This is a genomic window from Pseudoalteromonas sp. T1lg76 (genome assembly GCF_002964725.1).
GTDB lineage: Bacteria > Pseudomonadota > Gammaproteobacteria > Enterobacterales > Alteromonadaceae > Pseudoalteromonas.
In genome coordinates this window covers 1-1,130 of record NZ_PQCE01000068.1, presented here as the reverse complement: position 1 = coordinate 1,130, position 1,130 = coordinate 1, and the positions used below count along the sequence as shown (strand labels likewise).

Here is a 1,130-nt window from a genome sequence, read left to right as displayed (position 1 = left end):
ATGGCAAAAGAAAAGTTTGAACGCGTAAAACCGCACGTAAACGTTGGTACAATCGGCCACGTTGACCACGGTAAAACAACTCTAACTGCAGCAATCACTAACGTACTTGCAAAAGTATACGGTGGTACAGCTAAAGACTTCGCATCAATCGATAACGCTCCAGAAGAGCGTGAGCGTGGTATCACAATCTCAACTTCACACGTTGAGTACGACACTCCAACTCGCCACTACGCGCACGTTGACTGTCCTGGACACGCTGACTACGTTAAAAACATGATCACTGGTGCTGCTCAGATGGACGGCGCGATCCTAGTAGTAGCTGCGACTGACGGTCCTATGCCTCAGACTCGTGAGCACATCCTACTTTCTCGTCAGGTTGGTGTACCTTACATCATCGTATTCATGAACAAATGTGACATGGTTGACGACGAAGAACTACTAGAGCTAGTAGAAATGGAAGTTCGTGAACTTCTTTCTGAGTACGATTTCCCAGGTGACGACCTACCTCTAATCCAAGGTTCAGCTCTTAAAGCGCTTGAAGGCGAGAAAGAGTGGGAAGACAAGATCATCGAGCTTGCAGAAGCCCTAGATACTTACATCCCAGAGCCAGAGCGTGACATCGATAAGCCATTCATCATGCCTATCGAAGACGTATTCTCAATCCAGGGTCGTGGTACAGTTGTAACTGGTCGTGTTGAAGCCGGTATCATCAACGTGAACGACGAAGTTGAAATCGTAGGTATCAAAGAAACTACGAAGACAACTTGTACTGGTGTAGAAATGTTCCGTAAGCTTCTAGACGAAGGTCGTGCTGGTGAGAACATCGGTGCCCTTCTACGTGGTACTAAGCGTGACGAAGTTGAGCGTGGTCAAGTACTAGCTGCTCCTGGTTCAATCAACCCGCACACTAAGTTCGAAGCAGAAGTATACGTACTATCTAAAGACGAAGGTGGCCGTCACACGCCATTCTTCAAAGGCTACCGTCCACAGTTCTACTTCCGTACAACTGACGTAACTGGTGACATCCAACTACCAGACGGCGTAGAAATGGTAATGCCTGGCGACAACATCAAGATGACTGTTGAACTAATCTGCCCAATCGCGATGGACGAAGGTCTACGTTTCGCGAT

1 protein-coding gene is annotated in these 1,130 nt (G+C 47.6%); it reads left to right on the top strand.

What is annotated here, in order from left to right; all coding sequences use genetic code 11:
• Window positions 1-1,130: elongation factor Tu (gene tuf, locus C2M35_RS15185; RefSeq protein WP_105258440.1), on the top strand; the 1,130-nt coding region annotated here is incomplete at its 3' end.